The 20845-nt window shown below is 72.1% G+C and carries 19 protein-coding genes; all 19 read left to right on the forward strand.

From position 1 onward, the window contains the following. Positions 1-21 precede the first annotated feature (21 nt). The 19 genes from lpxA to J421_RS16295 all read left to right on the forward strand — a co-directional run bounded on the left by lpxA (position 22) and on the right by J421_RS16295 (position 20841). Complete coding sequence (lpxA, locus tag J421_RS16205) at positions 22-804, forward strand: acyl-ACP--UDP-N-acetylglucosamine O-acyltransferase (protein WP_104022707.1); 783 nt, start codon at positions 22-24, stop codon at positions 802-804. A gap of 29 nt (positions 805-833) precedes the next feature. After that, entirely contained in the window at positions 834-1823 is a 990-nt protein-coding gene (locus J421_RS16210) for a Gfo/Idh/MocA family oxidoreductase (protein WP_158508814.1), read from the forward strand. Continuing rightward, on the forward strand, positions 1823-2944 hold the full coding sequence (gene lpxB, locus J421_RS16215; RefSeq protein ID WP_025412227.1) for a lipid-A-disaccharide synthase: 1122 nt from the start codon (positions 1823-1825) through the stop codon (positions 2942-2944). Before J421_RS16210 ends, lpxB begins: the two co-directional genes overlap by 1 nt. Next, positions 2941-3627, forward strand: a complete 687-nt coding sequence (locus tag J421_RS16220) for a lysophospholipid acyltransferase family protein (protein ID WP_025412228.1) — start codon at positions 2941-2943, stop codon at positions 3625-3627. Before lpxB ends, J421_RS16220 begins: the two co-directional genes overlap by 4 nt. Further along, complete coding sequence (locus J421_RS16225) at positions 3620-4705, forward strand: tetraacyldisaccharide 4'-kinase (protein ID WP_158508815.1); 1086 nt, start codon at positions 3620-3622, stop codon at positions 4703-4705. The genes J421_RS16220 and J421_RS16225 overlap by 8 nt, the downstream gene beginning before the upstream one ends. An 8-nt stretch (positions 4706-4713) precedes the next feature. Further along, positions 4714-6021: a Glu/Leu/Phe/Val family dehydrogenase gene (locus J421_RS33995; protein ID WP_025412230.1), complete on the forward strand. Its 1308-nt coding sequence runs from the start codon at positions 4714-4716 to the stop codon at positions 6019-6021. A gap of 62 nt (positions 6022-6083) precedes the next feature. Continuing rightward, positions 6084-6551: a 23S rRNA (pseudouridine(1915)-N(3))-methyltransferase RlmH gene (locus J421_RS16235; protein ID WP_025412231.1), complete on the forward strand. Its 468-nt coding sequence runs from the start codon at positions 6084-6086 to the stop codon at positions 6549-6551. Positions 6552-6685: 134 nt separating this feature from the next. Continuing rightward, entirely contained in the window at positions 6686-8347 is a 1662-nt protein-coding gene (gene bshC / locus J421_RS16240; protein WP_025412232.1) for a bacillithiol biosynthesis cysteine-adding enzyme BshC, read from the forward strand. Further along, positions 8344-10035, forward strand: coding sequence for a murein biosynthesis integral membrane protein MurJ (murJ, locus tag J421_RS16245; RefSeq protein ID WP_025412233.1), 1692 nt, complete (start codon positions 8344-8346; stop codon positions 10033-10035). The genes bshC and murJ overlap by 4 nt, the downstream gene beginning before the upstream one ends. A gap of 37 nt (positions 10036-10072) precedes the next feature. Beyond that, positions 10073-11968 (forward strand): excinuclease ABC subunit UvrC, encoded by a 1896-nt coding sequence (uvrC, locus tag J421_RS16250; protein WP_104022709.1) that lies wholly within the window; start codon positions 10073-10075, stop codon positions 11966-11968. 52 nt (positions 11969-12020) lie between these two features. Next, positions 12021-13166, forward strand: a complete 1146-nt coding sequence (locus tag J421_RS16255) for a threonine synthase (RefSeq protein WP_104022710.1) — start codon at positions 12021-12023, stop codon at positions 13164-13166. After that, positions 13163-14353 carry a nickel pincer cofactor biosynthesis protein LarC gene (gene larC, locus J421_RS16260; protein ID WP_025412236.1) on the forward strand — a complete coding sequence of 397 codons (1191 nt, stop codon included), beginning with the start codon at positions 13163-13165 and terminating at the stop codon, positions 14351-14353. The genes J421_RS16255 and larC overlap by 4 nt, the downstream gene beginning before the upstream one ends. A gap of 150 nt (positions 14354-14503) precedes the next feature. Further along, positions 14504-15796: a DUF512 domain-containing protein gene (locus tag J421_RS16265; protein ID WP_148306358.1), complete on the forward strand. Its 1293-nt coding sequence runs from the start codon at positions 14504-14506 to the stop codon at positions 15794-15796. Positions 15797-15801: 5 nt separating this feature from the next. Continuing rightward, positions 15802-17139, forward strand: coding sequence for a ribosome biogenesis GTPase Der (gene der, locus J421_RS16270; RefSeq protein WP_025412238.1), 1338 nt, complete (start codon positions 15802-15804; stop codon positions 17137-17139). Then, a complete protein-coding gene (gene plsY / locus J421_RS16275) occupies positions 17136-17771 on the forward strand; it encodes a glycerol-3-phosphate 1-O-acyltransferase PlsY (protein WP_025412239.1) in 636 nt (211 codons plus the stop codon). The genes der and plsY overlap by 4 nt, the downstream gene beginning before the upstream one ends. Next, positions 17768-18784, forward strand: a complete 1017-nt coding sequence (locus tag J421_RS16280) for an NAD(P)H-dependent glycerol-3-phosphate dehydrogenase (protein WP_025412240.1) — start codon at positions 17768-17770, stop codon at positions 18782-18784. Before plsY ends, J421_RS16280 begins: the two co-directional genes overlap by 4 nt. Positions 18785-18787: 3 nt before the next feature. After that, positions 18788-19330, forward strand: a complete 543-nt coding sequence (locus J421_RS16285; protein ID WP_025412241.1) for a MerR family transcriptional regulator — start codon at positions 18788-18790, stop codon at positions 19328-19330. A gap of 105 nt (positions 19331-19435) precedes the next feature. Further along, positions 19436-20197: a 5'/3'-nucleotidase SurE gene (surE, locus tag J421_RS16290; RefSeq protein ID WP_025412242.1), complete on the forward strand. Its 762-nt coding sequence runs from the start codon at positions 19436-19438 to the stop codon at positions 20195-20197. Beyond that, entirely contained in the window at positions 20179-20841 is a 663-nt protein-coding gene (locus J421_RS16295; protein ID WP_025412243.1) for a protein-L-isoaspartate(D-aspartate) O-methyltransferase, read from the forward strand. The genes surE and J421_RS16295 overlap by 19 nt, the downstream gene beginning before the upstream one ends. The last annotated feature ends 4 nt before the right edge of the window (positions 20842-20845 follow it).

Consider the following 20845-nt stretch of genomic DNA (forward strand, 5'->3'; position numbering starts at 1 on the left):
TCCACGGCGGTAGGGGAGGGCATGGGCATTCATCCGACCGCGATCGTGCACCCCGACGCGGTGCTCGGCGACAACGTCACCGTCGGCGCATACGCGATCATCGGCGAGAACTGCACGGTCGGCGACGACTGCGTGCTCGCCCCGCGCGCGGTGCTGGAGAGAAACGTTAGGCTCGGCCGCGGCGTGAAGGTCGGCATCGGCACGGTGCTGGGCGGCGACCCGCAGGACCTGAAGTTCCGCGGCGAGGAGACGTGGGTCGAGATCGGCGACGGCACGGTGATCCGCGAGTACACGACCGTCAATCGCGGCACCACGCAGTCGTACAAGACCACCGTCGGGCGCAACTGCCTGCTGATGTCGTACGTGCACCTCGGCCACGACTGTCACTTCGGTGACTACGTGATCGTGTCGAACGGGTCGCAGTTCGCCGGGCACGTCACGGTCGAGGACCGGGCGATCGTGTCGGGACTGTGCGCGTTCCACCAGTTCGTGCGCGTGGGTCGACACGCGTTCATCGGCGGCATGACCCGCGTGGCGAAGGACGCGCCGCCGTTCCTGCGCGCGTCCGGGAACCCGATGAAGCTGTACGGGCTGAACACGATCGGCCTGCAGCGCAGCGGCTTCGACGACGACACGCTGCACGAGCTGAAGCGCGCGTACCGGCTGCTGTTCCGCTCCGAGCTGATTCTCACGCAGGCGGTGGAGCGCGGCCGCGCGGAGCTGAACCTCGACGTGGAGCAGGTGCGGCAGATGCTCGACTTCGTGGAGGCGAGCGTCCGCGAGGGGCGCGGGGTGGGCTTCTGAGCGCGCAGCGCGCGGAGCGCGCGCTGCGGGTGGGCGTGGTGGGCGCCGGTGGGCTCGGCTACCATCACGTGCGCATCCTGCGCGAGATGCCCAGCGTGACGCTCGCCGGCTTCTACGAGCAGGACGAGGCGCGCCGCGCGCTCGTCGCCCGCGAGCTCGAGGCGCCCGCGTTCGACACGCTCGACGCGCTGCTCGACGCGACCGACGCGCTGAATGTCGTGGTGCCGACGCCGGCGCACTTCGACGTCGCGCGCGCGGCGCTCGCCCGCGGCAAGCACCTGCTCATCGAGAAGCCGATCACGACGACGCTGGAGCAGGCGGACGAGCTGATCGCGATGGCCGATCGCGCGGGCGTCGTCGTGCAGACGGGGCACGTCGAGCGGTTCAACCGCGCCATCCGCGCCGCGCTGCCGTACGTCGAGCGGCCGCGGTTCATCGAGAGCGACCGGCTGGCGCCGTTCAGCCCGCGCGGCAGCGACGTCGCCGTCGTCCTCGACCTCATGATCCACGACATCGACCTCGTGCGCACGCTCGTCGGCGCGCCGGTGGACGACGTGCGCGCGGTGGGCGTGCCGGTGCTCACGCCCACGGTCGACATCGCGAACGCGCGGCTCGGCTTCACGTCCGGCGCGGTCGCGAACATCACGGCGAGCCGCGTGTCGCGCGAGCGGCTGCGGAAGATCCGCATCTTCCAGCAGAGCGGCTACCTGTCGCTCGATCTCGCGGCGGGGACGGGCGAGTTCTTCCGGCTGCGCGGCGGCGTGGACGTCGCCTCGATCGCGAAAGCGCCGCCGCCGCTCGACCTCGCGATGTTCGTGGAGCGCGTGCCGCTCGAGGCGCCGGAGGGCGAGCCGCTGCGGCTCGAGTTCGACAGCTTCGTCGCGGCCGTGCGCGGCGAGCAGCCGGTGGCGGTGAGCGCGCGCGACGGCCGCGACGCGCTCGACGTGGCGCTGCGCATCGTGGGGGAGATCGAGCGCACGCTCCCGTCGCTGCGCGGCGCCGCGCTCGCGACGTCCTGATGCCTAACGGCAGAAGAGAGGTGCTGTTCGTCGCCGGCGAGGCGTCGGGCGACCTGCACGCGGCGGGTGTGGCGCGCGAGCTGAAGCGGCTGCGCCCCGAGCTGCATCTCGCCGGCGTCGGCGGACGCCACTTGCAGGCGGCCGGCGTGGAGCTGCTGGAGGACGCCGAGCGCCTCGCGGTCATGGGCTTCGTCGAGGTGCTGAAGCACGTGCCGGCGCACTACGCGCTGCTGCGGCGGCTGCGCGCGCGGCTGCGCGGCGGATCCGTCGCGCTGCTCGTCCTCGTGGACTATCCCGGCTTCAACATGCGGCTCGCCGCCGAAGCGCGCCGCGCCGGCGTGCCCGTGCTGTACTTCATCACGCCGCAAGTGTGGGCGTGGCGCAAGAACCGGCTGCGCAACATGGCGCGCGTCATCACGAAGGCCGCCGTGATCCTGCCGTTCGAGGAGAAGCTGCTCCGCGACCACGGCATCGACGCGACGTTCGTCGGCCATCCGATGCTCGATCGCGCGCAGTCGCTCCCGACGCAGTCGGAGGCGCGCGCGGAGCTCGGCCTGCCGCAGGACGGCAAGGTGCTCGCGCTGTTCCCGGGGAGTCGCATGCAGGAGATCGAGCGCCACCTCGACGACTTCGTGGCGACGGCGCGCCGCCTCGAGACCGAGGTGCGCGGGCTCCGCGTCGTCGTGAGCCTCGCGCCGACGGTGCGCATCGATCCGGCGCGCTGCCCGTACCCGATGGTGGATTCTGGCTCGCTGCTGCTGCTGCGCGCGGCGACGGCGGCGCTCTGCAAGAGCGGCACGACGACGCTCGAGGCCGCGGTCGCCGGCTGTCCGCTCGTCGTGGCGTATCGCACGAGCCGGTGGACGTACGAGGTCGCGCGCCGCGTGGTGGAGATCCCGCGCATCGGTCTCGTGAACGTCGTCGCGGCGCGCGAGGTGGCGAAGGAGTTCGTGCAGGACGCGGTGCAGCCCGAGGCGATGGCGGCCGCGCTGAAGCCGCTGCTCTGCAACGCCGGTGACCAGCAGCGCATGCGCGTGCAGCTCGCCCGGGTCCGGTCGATGTTGGGCAGACCCGGCGCGGACGTGCGCGTCGCCGAGATCGCGAGCGGCATGGTGGCGTGAGCGATCCCGCACCGGGCCGCGACCAGGGCCGCGCCGAGCGTCGGCTGTGGCTGTACGTCCGGCTCGGCGTGCCGTTCGTGCGACTGCTCGCGTCGACGTGGCGCGTGCGCGAGATCGGGCGCGAGGGGTGGAACCAACGTCGCGCCGCGGGGCTCGCGACGATCACGGCGCTCTGGCACGGGCAGCTTCTCGTGCTCACGTCGCACCACCGCGACCTTGGCGCGGCGGTGCTCATCAGCGAGCACCGCGACGGCGAGATCATCGCGCGCGTGGTGGAGGCGTTCGGCTATCGCACCGTGCGCGGCTCGACGTCGCGCGGCGCGGGGCGCGCGCTGCTGGAGCTCGTGCGCGTGCTGCGCGGCGGCATCGACGTGGCGATCACCCCGGACGGCCCACGCGGCCCGCGCCACTCGTTCGCGCCCGGGGCGCTCGTCGCCGCGCAGCGCAGCGGCGCGCCGGTGGTCGGCGTGGTCGCGCACGTGAGCCGCGCGTGGCGCCTGCGGAGCTGGGACGGCTTCGAGATCCCGAAGCCGTTCGCGCGCGTGACGATCGCGTACAGCGAGCCGACGCCGGTGGACGTCGCGACGCCGCGCGAGGCGGTGGAGCAGGTGCCGCGCTTCGAGGCGTTGATGCGCGCGCTCGGCGAGCGGGCGGCGATGCGTGATGGTGGGGCCGGTGGCTGACCTCGCGGATCTCGCGTCGCACGTCTGGTACGGCCGCGACGGAATCGCGGCCATCGCGCGCGTCGCGCTCACTCCCGCGTCGCTCCTCTACGGTGTGGTGATGCGCATGCGCGACTCGCTGTACGATCGCCAGCTGCTGTCGTCGTACGTGCTCGCGCTGCCGGCGCTCAGCGTCGGCAACCTCACCGTCGGCGGCACGGGCAAGACGCCGGTGTCGTCGTGGATCGCGCGTCGCATGCAGGCGCTCGGCGCGCGACCGGCGATCGTGCTGCGCGGCTACGGAGACGACGAGCCGCTCGTGCACTCGCTGCTGTCGCCCGGCGTGACCGTCGTCACGGACGCCGATCGCGTGCGCGGCGTGGCGGAGGCGGCGAGCCGCGGCGCCGACGTCGCGGTGCTCGACGACGCGTTCCAGCACCGCCGCGCGCGACGCGACGCCGACGTCGTGCTCGTGAGCGCGGAGCAGGCGAGGGCAGACGCGCGGCTGCTGCCCGCGGGCCCGTACCGCGAGGCGCCATCGGCGTTGGGCCGCGCGTCGCTCCTCGTCGTGACGCGGAAGACCGCGTCGCTCGAGGAGGCCGCCGACGCCGCCTCGAGGATGGCGAGGCGGGCGCGGAACGTTCCAGCGGCGATCGTGGCGCTCGCGCTCGATGCGGTGCACGCGTGGCCCCCGGGCGGCGACGGCTCGCCGCTCGACGCGCTGGCCGGCGCGGCCGTGCTCGCGGTGGCCGCCGTGGGCGAGCCGGCCGCGTTCTTCGCGCAGCTCGCCGCGGCCGGTGCCGACGTCGCGCCGGCGGCATTTCCCGACCATCACGCGTTCACGCGCGCCGAGGCCGAGTCGTTAGCACGGCGCGCCGAGCGTGCCGTGCGCGGCGACGGTGCGGCGCGCGTGGTATGTACGCTGAAGGACGCCGTGAAGCTCGGTCCGCTCTGGCCTGACCTCGCGCCGCCCCTTTGGTATGTTTCACAGCGCGTGACCGTCGAGGCAGGCGGTGACGCGTTGAACGCCATCGTCGCGCGCGTGCTCGCCGCGCGCTCCCAACTCAACGATACGACCGGGGCCGCCCGGCCTTCCTAACCGTCTGCATGGGCACTGACCTTCGCCTTCCGACCGCGACCATCGTCCGGCCCGACAAGGACCGATTCCTGAACGAGGAGAACCCGTTCGAGGCGATGATGTCGCGCTTCGACCGGGCGGCAGCGCTGCTGGACCTCGACCCCGGCATCTACCAGGTGCTGCGGCATCCGGAGAAGCAGATCACGGTGAGCATTCCCGTGATGATGGATTCCGGCGAGGTGAAGGTGTTCATCGGCCACCGCGTGCTGTACAACACGTCGCGTGGACCCGCGAAGGGCGGCATCCGCTTCGACCTGAACGTCAACCTGGACGAGGTGACGGCGCTGGCCGCATGGATGACGTGGAAGTGCGCCGTCGTGAATTTGCCGTTTGGTGGTGCGAAAGGCGGCGTCGTGTGCGACCCGCTCGGCATGAGCGTCGGTGAGCTGGAGCGCCTCACGCGCCGCTACACCGCCGGCATCATCTCCGTGCTCGGCCCCGACTCCGACGTGCCGGCGCCCGACGTGAACACGAACGAGCGCGTGATGGCGTGGGTGATGGACACGTACTCCATGCACATGCGCCACACCGTCACGTCGGTCGTCACCGGCAAGCCGGTGGAGATGGGTGGCTCGCTCGGCCGCCGCGAGGCGACGGGGCGCGGCTGCATGATCGTCACCATGCAGGCGCTCCAGCAGCTCGGCATGCCGGTGCAGGGGACGACGGTCGCCGTGCAGGGGTTCGGCAACGTCGGCTCGGTCGCCGCGCAGCTGCTCGCGCGCCAGGGATGCAAGATCGTCGCGATCAGCGACCGCACCGGCGGCTACACGAACCCCACCGGCATCGACGTCGACGCGGCGATCGCGTACGTGCAGCGCCACAAGACGCTCGAGGGCTTCGCGGGCGGCGATCCGGTGAGCAACGACGAGCTGCTGACGCTCGACGTCGACGTGCTGGTGCCCGCCGCGCTGGAGAACGTCATCACGAGCAAGAACGCCGGGAAGATCCGCGCGAAGATCATCTGCGAGGGCGCGAACGGCCCGACCACGGCCGGCGCCGACGCCATCCTCGACGAGAAGGGGATCTTCGTCATCCCCGACATCCTCGCGAACGCGGGCGGCGTCACCGTCTCGTACTTCGAGTGGGTGCAGGACCGCGGCGGCTACTTCTGGTCCGAGGCGACGGTGAACGAGCGCCTCGAGGACATCATGGTGCGCAGCTTCCGCGACGTGCTCGCGCTGTCGAAGCAGCATCGTGTGAACATGCGCACGGCCGCGTACATGCTGTCGATCAGCCGCGTCGCGACGGTGCACCGGCTGCGCGGCATCTACGCCTGACGGCTCGCGTCGCGGGCGGCGCGGCCAGCTCCTCGGCCGCGCCGCCTGCGCGCTTCGGTCTCATGCGCATCGTGCTCGCGGTGGTCGGCCGTCCGCGCGGCGACGGCGTGGCGGACGCGATCGCCGAATACGAGACGCGCGCGGCGCGCTACTGGCCGCTGGAGGCGCACGAGGTGCGCGAGGAGCCGGCGCGGTCGTCGTCGCCCGAGATCGTGAAGCAGCGCGAGGGCGAGCGATTGCTGGCGAAGATCCCGGCTGCCGCGGTGCTCGTCGCGTGCGACGAGCGGGGCCTGGCCTGGACGTCGCAGCAGTTCGCCGCGTGGCTGCAGCGGCAGCGAGAGGAGGGGCGCGACGTCGCGTTCGTGATCGGCGGCGCGTACGGCCTCCCGCCCGCCGTGCGCGAGCGGGCCGCGGTGCGTCTCGCCGTGGCGCCGTGGACGCTGCCGCACGAGCTCGCGCGACTCGTGCTCGCCGAGCAGCTCTATCGCGCGGGGACGATCGTGCGCGGCGAGCCCTATCACAAGGCGTGAGGTCGCCCACTTCCCCCGCGGCCCGCGCTACGGCAGAGTGATTGCCAGCATCGAGAGACCACCATCACGGACGACCAGTGAGGCGAGATGGAGCGGCGGACGGAGCGAGTGACGATCGGGGCGGCGCCGGCGCGATGTCGCCGGGCGCGGCGCCGCGCGTGTCGAGCGTGACCGGCGCGCCCGTGATCGGCCGCGACGCCACGCCGCTGGCGGCGCCGGACGGCACGCTCGAGGTGCGGAGCGAGCCCCTCGGCGGCTCGCCGCTGTCACGCGCGGCGCAGGTCGGGATGGCGCCCGAAGGCTGGTTCGAGCCGGTGCCGGCGTCGTCCGGCGAGTGGCTGCGGCGCGTGGGCCGGGTCCGCGAGCAGTTCGCGGCGGGCGCGTGGCTGGAGCTGCTCGCGCCCGCGTTCGACGCGCACGGGCGCGCGGCCGAGCGGCTGCAGTCGGTCGCGGCGGGTGCGGGCGTGATCGTCACGACCGGTCAGCAGCCGGGGCTGTTCGGCGGGCCGCTCTACACGCTCAGCAAGGCGCTCGGCGCGCGCGCGCTCGCCGACGTGCTCGAGGAGTCGACCGGCATTCCCGTCGCGCCGGTGTTCTGGGCGGCGACCGACGATGCCGACTTCGCCGAGGCGAGCCACACGATCGTCGCGGGGCCGCACGGCGCCGTCGAGCTGCGCGCGACTTCGACCGCGCCTGAGGGCACGCCGATGAGCGCCGTGCCGCTCGGCGACGACGTGATCCCGCTGCTGGAGACGCTGCGCGGCGCCGCCGGCTCGGTGTCGTACGCGCCGGCGCTCGCCGCGGTCGAGGCAGCGTACCGATCCGGGGCGACGGTGGGCGGCGCGTACGTCGCGCTCATGCGGGCGCTGCTCGAGCCGTTAGGCATCGCGGTGCTCGACGCGTCGCACGAGGCGACGCGCGAGGCGAGCTTCCACCTGCTGCGCCGCGCGCTGCTGCAGGCGGCGGACATCGAGCGCGCGGTCGCGAAGCGCGGCGCCGACATCCGCGCCGCGGGCTTCACGCCGCAGGTGGAGGAGGTGGCGGGGCTGTCGCTCGTCTTCCGCTACGACGCGAGCGGCCGCAAGGCCCGCGTGCCCGTCGCCGACGCGCGCGCGCTCGTGACGCGCGTGAAGCACCACGAGCTCGGTCCGAACGTGCTGCTGCGTCCCGTGGTGGAGCGCACGATCCTGCCGACGGTGGCGTACGCGGCCGGGCCGGGCGAGCTGTCGTACTTCGCGCAGGTGAGCGCCGTGGCCGGCGCGTTAGGCGCGTCGACGCCGCTCGCCGTGCCGCGCTGGTCGGGCACGGTGATCGAGCCGCACGTCCGTCGCGCGCTCGCCCGCCTGGGCATCGACGTCGACGATCTCGCCGCGCCGGACGCCGCCGAAGGACGCCGCGCACGCGCGCGCATGCCGGCCGACGTGCGCGCCGCGCTCGACGGGCTCCGTGCCGACGTGGATGGACGCGTCGACGCGCTGCGCCGGGCCGAGGATGGCCGCGCGTCGGTTCCCGCTCCGGTGCTCGACGGCGCGCGCAACGCGCTGCGCCACCGCATCGACCGGCTGGAGCGCCGGTATCTCGCCGCGCTGAAGCGGCGCGACGACGAGGCGGCGCGCGACTTCACGACGGCCCGCGCGGCACTGTATCCGTTAGGCAAGCGGCAGGAGCGTGCGCTCAATCCGGTGCCGCTGCTCGCGCGACATGGACCGGCGCTGTGGGAGGCGATGCTCGCGCGCGCGCGAGCGCACGCGACGTCGCTCGTGGAGCGCGGCCACCCTCCGCGGCACGACGGATGACCACCGCGACCGCCGCGGCCGGCGACGAGCACCCGGAGCGCGGCCAGCCGACGAGCGGGGGCGTCGCGGCGCGGCGTCGTCCGCTCGCGGCGCGTGGCGGCGCGGCGGCGATGCTCGTGGCGCTCGGCATCTTCCTGTCGCGCATCTTCGGCCTCGTGCGCAGCCGCGTGATGGCGCGCTACCTGGGCACGAGCGACGCGGCCGACGCCTTCACGTCCGCGCTGCGCATCCCGAACTTCCTGCAGAACCTGTTCGGCGAGGGCGTGCTGTCCGCGTCGTTCATCCCCGTCTACGCGAAGCTGCTCGCGGAGGGTGACGAGGACGAGGCGGACCGCGTCGCGGGCGCGGTGTTCGGCCTGCTCGCCGCGACGGTCGCGCTGCTCGTGGCGGCGGGCGTGCTCGCCACGCCGTTCTTCGTCGAGACGGTCGCGGCGGGATTCTCCGGCGCGAAGCGCGATCTCACCGTGCGGCTGGTCCGCATCCTTTTCCCGGGGACCGGGCTGCTGGTGCTCGGCGCGTGGTGTCTCGGGATCCTGAACAGCCATCGCAAGTTCTTCATCTCGTACGCCGCGCCGGTCGTGTGGAACGTGGCGATCATCGCCGGCCTCGTCGTCGGTGGACGCGCGCACGTGCCGCAGGACCGTCTCGTCGTGCAGGTGGCATGGTGGACGGTGGCCGGCTGCGTGCTGCAGTTCGCCGTGCAGCTGCCGGTGGCGCTGCGGGCGCTGCGCCACTTCGCGCCGTCGCTCGACACGACGTCCGCGCACGTGCGCGAGGTCGTTCGTAACTTCCTCCCCGTGTTCCTCGGGCGCGGCGCGGTGCAGATCAGCGGCTACGTGGATTTGAACTTCGCGAGCCAACTCGGCTCCGGCGCGCAGGCCGCGCTCGGCTATGCGCAGAACATCTACCTGCTGCCCGTCTCGCTGTTCGGGATGTCGATCTCCGCGGCGGAGCTGCCGGCGATGTCGGGCGCGCTCGGCACGTCCGACGAGGTGCACGCGTCGCTGCGCCGTCGGTTGATCGCGGGGCTGCGACGCATCGCGTTCTTCGTCGTTCCGTCGGCGATGGCGTTCCTCGCGCTCGGGGACGTCATCGCCGCGGTGCTGTTCCAGACCGGCGCGTTCAAGCGCGACAACAGCGTGTTCGTGTGGGCCATCCTCGCCGGCTCCGCGGTCGGGCTGCTCGCGTCCACGCTCGCGCGGCTGTACTCGTCGACGTTCTACGCGTTGAAGGACACGCGCACGCCGCTGCGCTTCGCGCTGGTGCGCATCGCGCTCACGATCGCGCTCGGCTGGCTGTTCGCGTTCCCGCTCCCGCGGCTCCTCGGGCTCGCGCCGCGCTGGGGCACGGCGGGGCTCACCGCATCCGCGGGGATCGCGGGCTGGGTGGAGTTCGTGCTGCTGCGCTCGCGGCTCAACCGCCGCATCGGCGACACCGGCGTCCCCGCGAAGCTGTCCGGCGGCCTGTGGCTCGCGGCGGCGCTCGGCGCGGCGTGCGCCTGGGGCGTGAAGCTCTATCTCGGCCTCGGCCGACCGCTCGTGAACGGCGCGATCATCCTCGCCATGTACGGCGTCGTGTACCTGCTCGCGACGTACGTGACCGACGTGCCCGAGGCGCACGACATGGTGAGCAAGGTGACGCGCCGCGTCGGGCGCCCCAAGCCCGTCGCGCCGACGCCCCCCGCGTGACCGGCACCGTGGCCGAGCCCATGGGGTATCTTTCGACATGATCTCGCCGCCCGACGACGTCGCCGCCAAGCTGCAGCACCTCCCCGATTCCCCCGGCGTCTACCTGTGGAAGGACGCCGACGGAACCGTGCTGTACGTCGGCAAGGCGAAGCGCCTCCGCTCCCGCGTGCGCAGCTACTTCGCGACCGACCACGTCGAGAGCCCGAAGACGCGTGCGCTCGTGCGCAACGTGCGCGACCTCGAGACCATCGTGGTGCCGACCGAGGCGCACGCGCTCATCCTCGAGGCGAACCTCATCAAGGAGTACAAGCCGCGGTTCAACATCGCGCTGCGTGACGACAAGTCGTATCCCTACATCAAGGTCACCGTGAACGAGCCGTTCCCGCGCGTGTACGTGACGCGTCGGCTCGTGAGTGACGGCGCGCGCTACTTCGGTCCGTACACCGACGTCGGCGCGATGCGGCGCGCGCTGAACGTGGTGAAGCGCATCTTCACCGTCCGGTCGTGCAACTACGACATGCCGCGCGAGATGCCCGAGCGCGCGTGCCTCGACTTCGCCATCAAGCGCTGCAAGGCGCCCTGCATCTTCAATCAGACGCAGGCCGACTACGCCGCGATGATCGACGAGGTGCTCGTCTTTCTCGAGGGCAAGACCGACGAGGTGGCGCGCCGCATCGGCGAGCGGATGCGGCAGGCGGCCGAGAACCTCGACTTCGAGCGCGCGGGCGAGCTGCGCGACGCGCTGCGCCACCTCGAGCGCATGCAGGAGCCGACGATCGTGCTCGAGATCGAGGGCGGCGACCGCGACGTGGTGGGCTACGCGCGCGACGGCGACGACGCCTGCGTGGCGGTGATGCGCATCCGCGGCGGCAAGCTGCTCGCGCGCGAGCACCGCTTCATGGAGAACATCGATGGCGACGACGACGGCGACGTGCTCGCCGCGTTCCTCGCCCGCGCGTACCTCGGCTCCGACGAGCGCGCGGACGAGCTGCTCGTGCCGTTCGACTTCACCGACCGCGAGGTGCTCGACCAGTCACTCGGCCACACGCGCGTGCACGTGCCGCAGCGCGGCTCCAAGCGCCAGCTGGTCGACCTCGCGCAGTCGAACGCGCGCCACCTGCTGGAAGAGCTCAAGCTCGCTGCGCTCGAGGCGGACGAGCGCGCCGCCGATCCGGTGTACGAGCTGCAGCGCGAGCTGGGGCTCAAGCGCGTGCCGCGGTCGCTCGTCTGCTTCGACATCTCGCATGCGCAGGGCACCGACACGGTCGCGTCGTGCGTCTGGTTCGAGAACGCGCGACCCAAGCGGGCCGAGTACCGCAAGTTCAAGGTGGAGTCGGTCGTCGGCATCGACGACTTCGCGTCGATGCGCGAGGTCGTGGGGCGCTACTTCCGTCGCCGGCTCGACGAGCAGAAGCCGGTGCCGGATCTCGTCGTCATCGATGGCGGCAAGGGGCAGCTCAACGCCGCCCGCGAGGCGCTCGAGGCGTTAGGCATGACCGAGCAGCCGCTCATCTCGCTCGCGAAGCGTGAGGAGGAGGTGTTCGTCCTCGGGCGCAGCGATCCGCTTCGCATCTCGCGCCGCTCGCCCGCGCTCCGCATGCTGCAGCAGGCGCGCGACGAGGCGCACCGCTTCGCCGTGACGTTCCAGCGCAAGCGCCGCGCGGTGCGCACCGTGACCTCCGCGCTCCTCACCATCCCCGGCGTCGGACCGGTGAAGCGCCGGCAGCTCCTGCAGGCGTTCGGCTCCATCCAGGGCGTGCGCGACGCGACGCCGGAGCAGATCGCCGAGCTCCCGGGTTGGACCGCGGCGTCCGCGCAGAAGCTGCTCGCGGCGCTCGAGGCGTCGTCCCCGACGCGGTCGACCGAGCCGTCGAGCGCCGCGCTGGGCGACCTCCCCGTCGAGGCGACCAGCGACGCGACGAACGACGGCTGACACCGAGGCGTCCCCCGGTTAGCCTTCTGGCCGACCTCGACCCCTCGACGCCGTGCCGACCTGGACTCTCTCCTGCTCCTCCTGCGACTACACGCAGCCGGGTGACGCACGCGCCGGCGTGTGCCCGAAGTGCGGTCAGCCCCTGCTCGCGCGATACGCGCCCGTCGCGCCGTGGACCACGTCACAGCGATGGGACCTCTGGCGCTACGAGAGCGTGCTGCCGCTCATGGAGGGCGAGACGCTCGTCTCGCTCGGCGAGGGGCTGACGCCGCTCGTCGAGGCGCCGGGGCTCGCGCGCCGCATCGGCGTGCGCCGGTTGTGGATCAAGGACGAGGCGCAGAACCCGACCGGCTCGTTCAAGGCCCGGGGCATGAGCGTGGCGGTCACGCGCGCCCGCGCGCTCGGCGCCACGGGCGTCGTCATCCCGACCGCCGGCAACGCCGGCGCCGCCATCGCCGCCTACGGTGCGGCCGCCGGGCTCCCGGTCCGCGTGTACGCGCCGCGCACCACGCCCGCGCCGATCCTCTCCATCATCCGCTCGCTCGGTGCCGACCTGCATCTCGTCGACGGCCACATCGGCGATGCCGGCAAGCTCTCGCGCGCGTTCGCCGCCGAGAGCGACTTCTTCGAGCTGAGCACCCTCCGCGAGCCATACCGCGTCGAGGGGATGAAGACCATGGGCTACGAGCTGGCCGAGCAGCTCGGCGGCCGCCTCCCCGACGCGCTCGTCTATCCCACCGGCGGCGGGGAGGGCACCGTGGGCATCTGGAAGGCGTTCGGCGAGATGCGCGACTGGGGATGGCTGCCGAACGACGTGCGCTTCCCGCAGATGATCGTCGCCCAGGCCACCGGCTGCGCGCCCATCGTCCGCGCGTTCGAGGCGCACGAGGACCGCGCGACCCCGTGGGAGAACCCCGCCACGCACGCCGCCGGCATCCGGGTCCCGGGCCCGCTCGGCGATCGCCTGCTGCTCCGACTCATCGGCGAGAGCGGCGGAAGCGCCGCGGCGGTCGACGAGGACGCCATCCGCGAGCACACCAAGACGCTGGCCGAGTCCACCGGCGTCGACGCCGCTCCGGAAGGTGGCGCTGCCCTCGCCGTGACTCGGCTCCTCGTCGACCAGGGACGACTCTCACGCGACGCGGAAGTCGTGGTGTTCAACACGGGAAGCGGCGCGTCCTATCGCGTCGACACGTGACCGGACCGACGCTCGCGATCCTCGATCCGTTCAGCGGCATCGCGGGCGACATGATGCTGGGCGCCCTCGTCGCCGTCGGCCTCGACGCCGACTGGCTGCGGGGGCTCCCGGACGCGCTGCGGCTCGCGGGCGTCCGCGTCCGTGTGCAGGAAGTGCTGCGCGGGGAGATCGTGTGCTGGAAGGTCGACTTCGACATCCCGGCGCAGCCCCACGGCCGCGGCGTGCGCGAGATCCACGACCTCCTGCAGGCGGCGACCGGCGTCCCCGGCGTGGTGCTGGCCCGCGCCGAGCAGGTGTTCCAGGTCATCGCCGAACGGGAAGGGGAGATCCACGGCGTCCCGCCCGAGGAGGTGCACCTGCACGAGGTCGGCGCGGTCGACGCGATCCTCGACATCGTCGGCGCCGTCTGGGGGTTCCACCTCCTCGGCGTCGATCGCGTCCACTGCGGTCCCATCCAGCTCGGCGACGGGTTCGTTCGCGCCGCCCACGGGATGCTGCCGGTACCGGCTCCGGCGACGCTCCGGATCCTGGAGGGTCTCGCGGTGCGACCCGGTCCGGACGGTTCGGGGGAACTCGTCACCCCGACCGGGGCCGCGCTCGTGAAGGTCCTGTCGTCCGGTCCGCCGCCACACGAGTACGTTCCCCGCCGCAGCGGCTTCGGCGCCGGCACGAAGGACTTCCCCGGCCGCGCGAACGCCCTCCGGCTGATCCTCGCGGAGCCTGCGGGACCGGTATACGACGTAGACCGGGAGCCGCTCGTCCTCCTCGCCGCCGACGTCGATGACGCGACCGGCGAGATGCTCGCCGCGGCGGCAGACGCGCTCCGCGAGGCCGGCGCGCTCGACGTCGTGCTGCTCCCCACGCTCATGAAGAAGGGGCGCCCGGGCTCCCGCATCGAGGCGCTCTCGCGGCCGGAGCACGCCGACCGGCTCGAGGCGCTCGTGCTCGAGCGCACGTCCACGATCGGCGTCCGGCGCTCCGAGGTGCTGCGGCGCGCCCTGCCGCGCGAGATCCTCACGGTGCAGGTGGACGGCCATCCGGTCCGCATCAAGGTCGTCCACACCCCCGACGGCGGCCGCCGCGCGAAGCCGGAATTCGACGACGTGTCGGCCGCGGCGCGCGCCCTGGGCCGGGATCCCCGGCTCGTCTCCGCCCAGGCGCTGGCCGCGCTGGACGCCGCAGACTAGCTGTCGAACGACGCACGGCAGTGCACGCTAAGTCACTGGCGTGCCTTGATTTCAACATCTGGACCTCGTAGACTGCGTGAGCCGCCGAGCGCGCGGCGTGGGGAGCCTGGGCGGAGCCGGTTCCCCTTCTTCATAGGCGGAGGGCAGCGCGTGGTTCGCGTCTCGAAGGTGGAAGCCGGCAGCATCGCCGAGGAGCTCGGGATCGTGCCGGGGACGCAGCTCCTGAGCGTCAACGGCCGTGAGCTCGCCGACTTCCTCGACTGGGAGTTCCTCGGCGCCGACGACGAGCTGGTCATCGAGGCGCGGCTCCCGGACGGCGAGGCGGTCGTCTACGAGGTCGAGCGCGAGCCGGGCGACCCGTTCGGCGTGGAGCTCGAGCCGCCCACCGTCCGCCGCTGCGCGAACCGCTGCGAGTTCTGCTTCATCGAGGGGCTGCCGAAGGGGCTCCGGAAGAACCTGTACGTCCGCGACGACGACTACCGACTGTCGTTCGCCTACGGGAACTTCGCCACGCTCTCGAACCTGAAGGACCGCGACATCGCGCGGATCGTCGAGTACCGCCTGTCGCCGCTCTATGTCTCGGTGCACGCCACGCCGTGGGAGGCGCGCAAGGTCCTCCTGAACAACCCGCGGGTGCCGAACGTCATCGACCAGCTCACGCGGCTGAAGGACGGCGGCATCCAGTACCACTGCCAGATGGTCGTGGTGCCCGGCCTGAACGACGGGGAGGTGCTCGAGGAGTCGTTCACCGATCTCTGGAACCTCGGCGACGCGGTGCTCTCGGTCGCCATCGTCCCGGTCGGCACGACGCAGTTCTCCCATCTCTACACCGGGAAGCCGATGGACGCGGAGAACGCGGGCCGGCTGCTCGACGCCGTCGAGCGGTGGGAGGCACGGGCGCTGGCCGAGCGCGGTGACCGCTGGGTGTTCGCGTCCGACGAGCTGTATCTGCTCGCCGGCCGTGATCTGCCGGGTGTCGAGCACTATGGCGACTTCGCCCAGATCGAGAACGGCGTCGGCTCCGTCACCGCGCTGCGCCAGCGCGTGGCGGACGGGATCGAGACCCTGCCGCGGCTCGACGGCAAGCGCATCGGCGTCGTGACGGGGCTTTCGATGGCGCCGCTCATGCCCGCGCTGCTCCAGCAGTTATCTGAGCGGACCGGCGCCCGGTTCGAGCTGATCGTCGCCGAGAACTCGCTGTTCGGCGTTACCGTGACCACCGCCGGTCTGCTCGTCGGCGCCGACATCCGCCGAGTCCTCGGCGGCCGCGCGGATCTCGACATGGCACTGATCCCGGCCGAGACGATCAACGACGCCGGGTTGTTCCTGGACGACGAGTCCTTCGTGGCCGTCCGCGAGTCGTTCTCGTTCCCGGTCTATCCCTCGTACGATTTCATCGACGTGCTCTCGCTCGAGGGCGAGCCGGCGATGCAGGCAGCCTGAGACTCATGGCAATTCCCGTCGTCGCCCTCGTGGGGCGGCCCAACGTCGGCAAGTCGGCGCTCTTCAACCGCATCCTCGGCGCGCACACCGCCATCGTCAGCGACGAGGCCGGGACCACGCGCGACCGCCATTTCGGGCGCGCCGAGTGGAACGGCAAGGCGTTCTGGCTCGTCGACACCGGCGGCATCGTCGAGGACTCGCCGGTCCCGATGGACGTCGAGATCCGCAAGCAGGTCGTCCAGGCGATCGGCGAGGCGGACCTCGTCGTGTTCGTCGTCGACGCGAAGGTGGGCGCGCATCCGAGCGATGCCCGCGTCGTCGACCTGCTGCGCGACGCCGGCAAGCCGTGGCTCCTCGTCGCCAACAAGGTCGACAACCCGCAGAGCACCGACTTCTACGAGATGTACCGCCTCGGCGCCGGCGACCCGATCCCGGTGTCCGCGGCGAACGGCACCGGCTCGGGCGACCTGCTCGACGAGATCACCGACCGGCTGCCCGAGCAGAACGACGAGCTGCCGACGGCGCTCCGCGTCGCCGTCGTGGGACGGCCCAACGTCGGCAAGTCGTCGTTCGTGAACCGCCTCCTCGGCGAGGAGCGACTGGTCGTCTCCGACATCGCGGGCACCACGCGCGACTCGATCGACACGCCGACGCGCTACCACGGACGCGACCTCGTGTTCGTCGACACGGCGGGTCTGCGGCGGCAGTCGAAGGTCGAGGACGGCGTCGAGTTCTACTCCGGGCTCCGCACGCGCCGCGCGATCGAGAGCTCGGACATCTGCGTGCTCATGGTCGACGCGACGCTCGGCGTCGAGAACCAGGACCTCAAGATCGCGACGCTCGCCTGGGAGCAGGGGCGGTCGCTGATCCTGGTCGTCAACAAGTGGGACCTGAAGGAGAAGGACGGCAAGACCGCCGACAAGTTCAAGAAGGACCTCGTCGAGAAGGTGCCGTACTTCGAGTGGGTGCCCATCCTGTACACGTCGGCCGTCACCGGCCAGCGCGTGCACAAGGTGCTCGACGTGATCCTCGAGGTGGAGCAGGAGCGCAACAAGCGCATCCCGACGTCGCAGATCAACGAGGCGCTCGAGGAGATGGTGCAGCGCCGGCAGCCGCCGCAGGCCGCGGGCAACGAGGTGCGGCTGATCTACGCCACGCAGGTGGAGACCGCGCCGCCGTCGATCGCGGTGTTCGGCAACCATCCGGAGCTCGTCGCGGAGCACTACATCCGCTACCTGCACAACGGCTTCCGCGAGCGGTACGGCTTCGTCGGCAACCCGCTGCGCATCCTGATGCGCCACAAGAGCGCGCCCGCGAGCGACCACCGTCGCGTACGGGCATGACCGACGCCGCGCTGCTCGCCGCCGGCCTCGCCGCGTCGTACGCGGCCGGCTCGATCCCCACCGCCTATCTCGCGGGGAAGGCGAAAGGCGTGGACCTCAGGAAGCACGGCTCGGGCAACCTCGGCGCCACGAACGCGTGGCGGGTGCTCGGCTGGCGCGTCGGGCTGGCCGTATACGCCGTAGATACGCTGAAGGGCTTTCTTCCCGTGTTTCTCCTCCCGCGGCCCGTGGCGCACGCGGAGCTGGCGGCGATCGCGTACGGCGTCGCGGCCATCGTCGGCCACGTGCGACCGGTCTTCCTCGGCTTCCAGAAGGGAGGGAAGGGCGTCGCGACGGCGGGCGGGGTGTTCCTCGCGCTCGCTCCCCTGCCGTTCGTCATCGCGCTCGGCGTGTTCCTCGGCGTCTTTCTCGCCACCGGCTACGTCTCCGCCGGATCGCTCTCGGCCGCCGTCGCGCTGCCGTTCGCGCTGTTCGTGTACGTCGGACGACCGAGTCCCACGGTCATCCTCGCGCTGCTCGTCGCCCTGTTCGTCTTCTGGACGCACCGCGCGAACATCGGCCGTCTGCGGCGCGGGGAGGAGAGCCGGTTCCGCATCGGCCGCCGCGCGACGTCGGAGGGCACGCCGCGGTGACGGCGCCCGACGGCACGAAGCGGTGCGCCGTCGTCGGCGGCGGCGCGTGGGGCACCGCGCTCGCCGATCTGCTCGCGCGCAACGGTCACGACACCGTGCTGTGGGCGCGCGAGGAAGACGTCGTCGATTCCATCAACGCGCGCCACGAGAACGCCCGCTTCCTCGCGCGCTTCCCGCTCGCGCCGTCGCTGCGCGCCACGCACCAGATGCGCGCGGCCGTCGCCGACCGCGACCTCGTGATCTTCGCGCCGCCGTCGCACGTGCTGCGCGACGTCGCGTCCCAGTGCGCCGACGCCGTGGCGCGCGGCGCGACGCTGGCCGTGGCGAGCAAGGGCGTCGAGCGCGAGACCCTGAAGCTGATGACCGACGTCGTGGCCGACTGCGTCCCCGGCCGACCGGTCGTCGCGATCTCGGGTCCGAGCTTCGCCTCCGAGGTCGCGTCGCGCCAGCCGACGGCCATCGTCGCCGCGTCCGACGATCGCGAGGCGGCGCATCTCACGCAGCGCGCGCTCAGCTCCACGGAGTTCCGCGTCTACACGCACGACGACGTGATCGGCGTCGAGCTGGGAGGCGCGCTGAAGAACGTCATGGCGCTCGCCACCGGCATCCTCGAGGGGCTCGGGCTCGGCTTCAACTCGCGCGCCGCGCTCATCACGCGCGGCCTCGCGGAGATGACGCGGCTCGGCGTCGCGATCGGTGCGCAGCCGGCCACGTTCGCCGGTCTCGCGGGACTGGGCGATCTCGTGCTGACGTGCACCGGTGCGCTCAGTCGCAACCGCTCGCTCGGCGAGGAGATCGGCCGCGGCAAGCCGCTCGACGAGGCGCTCTCCGGCCGCGAGACCGTGGCGGAGGGCGTGCTCAACACGCAGAGCGCGCGCGCGCTCGCCGAGCGCGCCGACGTCGAGATGCCGATCGTGAACGCGGTGCACTGCATCCTGTTCGAGGGCACGCCCGTGAAGCAGGCGGTGAGCGACCTCATGTCCCGCGAGCTCCGCGCGGAGCAGGACGACTGAGCCATGACGAGACCGCGCGACCCCGACGACGTGCAGACGGCCGCTCGCGCCGCGACGCCGCGTCGCGCCATGCGCGCCATCGACGAGGCGGTGCAGGAGTACTTCTCCATCGGCGAGGTCTGTCAGCTCACCGACCTCAAGCCGCACGTGCTGCGGTACTGGGAGAGCCAGTTCCGCATCCTGAATCCGGCGAAGAACCGGTCGGGCAATCGCGTCTACGCGCGACGCGAGGTGGAGCTCGTGCTGCTCGTGAAGCACCTGCTCTACACCGAGAAGTTCACCATCGACGGCGCGCGTCAGCGGCTCGAGCAGCACCGCCGCACCGGCGAGCTGCGCACCGCGGCGCGGTCGGCGCTCGCCGTGGAGACGATCGCGCTGCTCGAGCGCGAGCTGCGTGACATCGCGGGCGTGCTGGATGGACGCGTCCCACCGGGCACGCGGACCGACGACCCGTCGCACTTCGCGACGAGTGCGGAGCCCGAGCCACTCGCGCTCGACGCGCGCCCGGCCGACGCGCTGCGCACGCAGGACGAGGCGGAGGAGTAGCGCTGGTACCGGGCGTGCACGCGTCGGCGCGGCGGCCCGGTTAGATTGCCGCGCGGATGGAGCGGCAGGCGGCCGGCCGCTCGTGACGACTGACCGGTTGCCTGCATGCGGCTCCTCTGCACGAACGACGACGGAATCCTCGCCCACGGTCTAGAGACGCTCGTCCGCGCCGCCGAGCCGCTCGGTGAGGTCCACGTCGTGGCACCCGACCGCGAGCAGAGCGCGACCAGCCACTCCCTCACGCTCCACCATCCGGTGCGCCCGGTGCAGCGCGGCGACCGCCGGTGGCAGGTCGATGGTACTCCGACCGACTGCGTGCTCCTCGCCGTCGAAGCGCTCATGCCCGAGCGGCCCGACTTCGTGCTCAGCGGCGTGAACCACGGCCAGAACATGGGCGACGACGTGCTGTATTCGGGGACCGTCGCCGCCGCGATGGAGGGGCTCTCCCTCGGGATCCCATCCATTGCGGTATCGTTCGCGTGGCGCGACCTGCGCGCGGACACGCAGAAGCTGGCCGAGCAGGCGGAGCTCCTGCGGTCGCTGCTGCAGCACCTCGTGTCGTTGCCGAACTATCCGCGCGACACGCTGTTCAACGTGAACCTGCCGCCGCTGTCGGCGGGTGACATCAAGGGTGTGAAGCTTACGCGCCTCGGGCGCCGCGTGTATTCGAACTCGCTCACGCCGATGAGCGACCCGTGGGGCCGGCGCATCTACTGGATCGGCGGTGGATCCGCGGAGTGGAGCGGGGAGGCGGACTCCGACTTCCAGGCGGTGCGCGACGGCTACGTGTCGGTGACGCCGCTCCACCTCGACCTGACCCACTTCGACGTGCTGTCGTCCGCGGAGGCCTGGTGGCGGGAACTGTAGGCGGCGCCGAGTTCCGTGGTCCGCGACGGCGCCTCATCGAGACGCTGCAGGCGAACGGCATCACCGACCTCTCGGTCCTCCACGCGGTGGACGCCGTGCCGCGCCACGCGTTCGTTCCGAGCGCGGTCGCGCACAGAGCGTACGAGGATTCCGCGCTGCCGATCGGCAACGGCCAGACGATCTCGCAGCCCACGGTGCATGCGCGCTCGCTCCAGGAGATGCGCCTGACCGGACGCGAGAAGGTCCTCGAGATCGGCACCGGGTCCGGCTATCAGACGGCGCTGCTCGCCCAGCTGGCCGCCCAGGTCTTCTCCATCGAGCGCATGCCGGCGCTGCTCGACCGAGCGCGCGACACGTTGCAGCAGCTGGGCATCCGCAACGTGTCGCTGCTGCTCGGCGATGGCACGCTGGGATGGACCACGTACGCGCCGTACGACGCGATCGTCGTGGGCGCTGCAGCCCCGGACGTTCCGCAGCCGTACCTCGACCAGCTGGCGGAGGGCGGACGCCTGGTGATCCCGGTCGGCGATCGCGAGGAGCAGATGCTTACGGTGTATACCAAGCGAGGCGGGCAGATCGACAAGCGCGAGGTGGGCCCGGTGCGGTTCGTTCCGCTGCTCGGCGCGTACGGCTGGGGCACCTGACGGC

The sequence above is a fragment of the Gemmatirosa kalamazoonensis genome (assembly GCF_000522985.1).
GTDB lineage: Bacteria > Gemmatimonadota > Gemmatimonadetes > Gemmatimonadales > Gemmatimonadaceae > Gemmatirosa > Gemmatirosa kalamazoonensis.